Source organism: Syntrophomonas sp. UBA5494, from assembly GCF_002426325.1.
Map to the genome: position 1 here is coordinate 1 of NZ_DIPG01000141.1, position 3,033 is coordinate 3,033.

4 protein-coding genes are annotated in these 3,033 nt (G+C 53.5%); all 4 read right to left on the reverse strand.

Annotated elements, in window-relative coordinates:
* Positions 1–290: 290 nt before the first annotated feature.
* Entirely contained in the window at positions 291–1,058 is a 768-nt protein-coding gene (locus B3W37_RS15785; RefSeq protein WP_483176393.1) for a UPF0280 family protein, read from the reverse strand.
* Positions 1,059–1,065: 7 nt separating this feature from the next.
* On the reverse strand, positions 1,066–1,488 hold the full coding sequence (locus B3W37_RS15790) for an NIL domain-containing protein (protein ID WP_481037997.1): 423 nt from the start codon (positions 1,486–1,488) through the stop codon (positions 1,066–1,068).
* A 6-nt stretch (positions 1,489–1,494) separates the two neighbouring features.
* The gene (locus tag B3W37_RS15795) at positions 1,495–2,730 is read right to left on the reverse strand and encodes a homocysteine biosynthesis protein (RefSeq protein ID WP_483176394.1); all 1,236 of its coding nucleotides are present in this window, start codon (positions 2,728–2,730) and stop codon (positions 1,495–1,497) included.
* A gap of 12 nt (positions 2,731–2,742) precedes the next feature.
* Positions 2,743–3,033: cobalamin-dependent protein (locus B3W37_RS15800; protein ID WP_483176395.1), on the reverse strand; the 291-nt coding region annotated here is incomplete at its 5' end.

The window sequence follows — 3,033 nt, forward strand, 5'->3', positions numbered from 1 at the left end:
CTTTAAAGAATTCGTGTGCCCCCGGGATGAATCCGGGATGGGTGCAGCCATTCTGAAGCTGTTACTCTAAAACCCGCAACAAATCGGGCCGGGCCGCTGCCGGAGTTAAAGGGCACTGCATAACTGTATATTAGATAAATCCCCTCAGGTCAAGCCCCGGGACTTTCAACCCCATTGCCTCAAATTCATCGACTTATATACAATTCAACAACTGCCATCCGAATCCTGCCGAAGTATTCGAATTCTATCCGGCCGGGCCAATACATACAGAGCCGGTCTGCCGTTCGGTTTTATGGTTTGGAGTGATGGAGCGGGACGATCTCCATCTGCCCCCAGGCTGCCATTTGATCGCCTTTTATGGTTAATACCCCGGTTACTCCGGGTATTTCCCGGGCAAAATCCACAGCCTTCATCAGATCAGCTTTGCAGGACACCATATTGCCTGCGCCGGTGGCCACGGCGTCGGCCAGGGCTGCGGAATCAGCCCTGATGACCACCGCATCGGCTCTGCCCAGGCTCAAGCTGTGGCCCACTGTTCCCGAGGAGGTGCATATGCCCATCCCTTCTTTGCTATCGGCGATTCGTATACCAATACGATAACTGAAACGGGACTCGCCTGCAAATACCGCCACGATTCTCTCCTGACTGCTCTTCAAATAAATATCTCCGCCGTTTTCCACGATGACTTCCTGGCAAAGCGGGGCCAGCTTTTCCCCCATGAGCTCGGCTATGGTTCCGGCAACTGCCGCCATGGGGCCGACTCTGGCCGGTGCGGAGGCCAGGCCCATGCGCCGGGCGATTTCCGGAGCATCACCGCGCAGGGCGATAGGGAGCAAGGTGGTTTGAAACAGAGGCTGCAGCTTGATGTAATCTTCCAGTTCACCGCGCAGCCTGATCAGATAATTGCGGCATAAAGTCAAAAGGCTATCGGAGCAGCTGTTTAGATCCACTCCGATAGCCAGATCGCTCTGTTTGATCCGCACCTGAAAATATTTCAAATCCTGGCCTTCATGCCAGTCGCGGTAGTCTCTCTGTACATAACTCCGCTCACCTTTCATAGATAAACTAAACAGCCTCCTTGAGTTCAAAATGCAGTTTTATGGCCAGGGTGGGACAGCACTCCAGACACATGCCGCAGACCACGCAGCGGGAATTGTCAAAGGAGACGATCATGCTTTCGCGTTCGATAGACAATGCCTGGGTAGGGCAAAATGAAGCACAAGCCCCGCATTGTATGCATAATTCGTCGTGCCAGACCACTGTCTGGCTCAAGGGCTCCACTATCACTCCCAGGTTTTCCAGGAACTTGATGCCCGCCTCATAATGGGGTTTGTCTCCTTCCAATTCCACTACCAGATAGCCTTCTTTTTGCGGGTTGATGTCGGCCTTGAGTATATTCACTATCAAATCGGTATTCTTGATCAATTGATATATAATCGGCTGTTCAGACTGTACCGCCGAGAAATACAATACCACTCTGTTTTTCATAACTGTCTACCTCCTGTTCCTGACCATGGACAAAACCCCGTTGGGCTGGCGATCAGGAAGTGATTTGAAGTCTATCTGGCTGTCAGCTCCCGGCAAGGCTGCCACCGGTTGGGTCAGTTCAAATTGGCCGGCCTGAATCCATGCTTTGAGAATGCTGGCTATTTGCCTGGCCCGGGGATAACTGGACTGCGGAGTGGTTACCACTTCCTGGCCGTTTATTGTAACCTTGCCGCTCTTGAGGTCTTTGAAGCTGACAAAACCCAGATCGGTATGATTGCCGTAAGGATAGCCCTGATGGTAATCCACCACCGGGCAGAAGATTTCTTCATCCTTCACCGCGGTGTAGCGCAGCATCTCCTCATCCAGGATGGGAATGGGGATGCCCACCCCTACCGCCAGTGTGGGTCCATAGCCCAGATAACTGAGGCCTACCAACCAGTGGGGATCCATCTGTTTCAGATCCCCTATCAGGGAGAGGGTCCCGGCCGTGGCCATGGGTACGCCATTTTCCCCCCGGGGCACATTGGGATGGTGCTGGGTGCCATTCCAGGCCACATAGCCTACACCGCCGCCCAGGAAGATACGGGTGCCGATACCGGTGGTTCTATAATGGGGATCATTGAACAAGGGGCTTAATTGGCCGGCGGTCGAGTAAGCCGCATTGCCCAGGCGGGGTTTAAGAACCCCCATATAGGTATATATGTTTTTATCCCCCAGATTCACCGCACAGTTATAATTCTGATAAGCGTTGCGGGGGTTGAACATGAAAGCTTCATTAACATCAGCCAGGGTGATTACCGTGTCCACCTTTTTGTTGGGGTAGCAATCGGTGCCGTAGGAAATAGCCTCCAGACGGATTTCTTTTCCCGCCACCAGGTCATGGATGACATGGCCCCCGCCATACATAAAGCGCCCGGGGTATACTTTATTCTCCGGGTCATTGTCGGCCACCTGGGTCGCGCCCAGATAGGCGTCAACGGCGGCAATGCCTCCGTAAGCCTCCACCCCGTTCAGCCACACTTTCTGCATGCGTATGCGCGGTTTGGAATGGCCGAAATTGATGAATACCCCCGATGAGCACATGGGGCCAAAGGTTCCAGTGGTAACCACATCGATTTCCTGAGCTGCTTTAGCATAGCCTTTTTCCGCTACCACATCGATGACTTCTTCAGCGGTTACAACCACCGCTTCTCCCCGGCGAATTTTTTCGTTGATTTCCTCATAAGTCTTCTTGCAGGTCATAGCTCCTCCCCCTTAGTTTATATCAACCAGCCCATTGGCAACCGCGATTGCCTGGCGGGCGTCCGCTGCAAATCCATCAGCGCCGATCAAATCGGCATATTCCCTGGTCAAAACCGCGCCTCCCACCATCACTTTACAGCTCAGCCGCCGTTCTTTGACCCCGGCGATGACCTCGGCCATGCGCGGCATGGTGGTGGTCATCAAAGCGCTCAGCCCAATAATGGCCGCCTTTTGCTGCTCAGCTTCAGCCAGTATCCGGGCGGCGGGAACGTCTTTGCCCAGATCGATCACCTTAAATCCATA

Excerpts from the sequence above, each read along its gene's own strand:
- B3W37_RS15790 (WP_481037997.1), bottom strand. The coding sequence starts at position 1,488 with ATGAAAAACAGAGTGGTATTGTATTTCTCGGCGGTACAGTCTGAACAG.
- B3W37_RS15785 (WP_483176393.1), bottom strand. The coding sequence starts at position 1,058 with ATGAAAGGTGAGCGGAGTTATGTACAGAGAGACTACCGCGACTGGCAT.
- B3W37_RS15795 (WP_483176394.1), bottom strand. The coding sequence starts at position 2,730 with ATGACCTGCAAGAAGACTTATGAGGAAATCAACGAAAAAATTCGCCGG.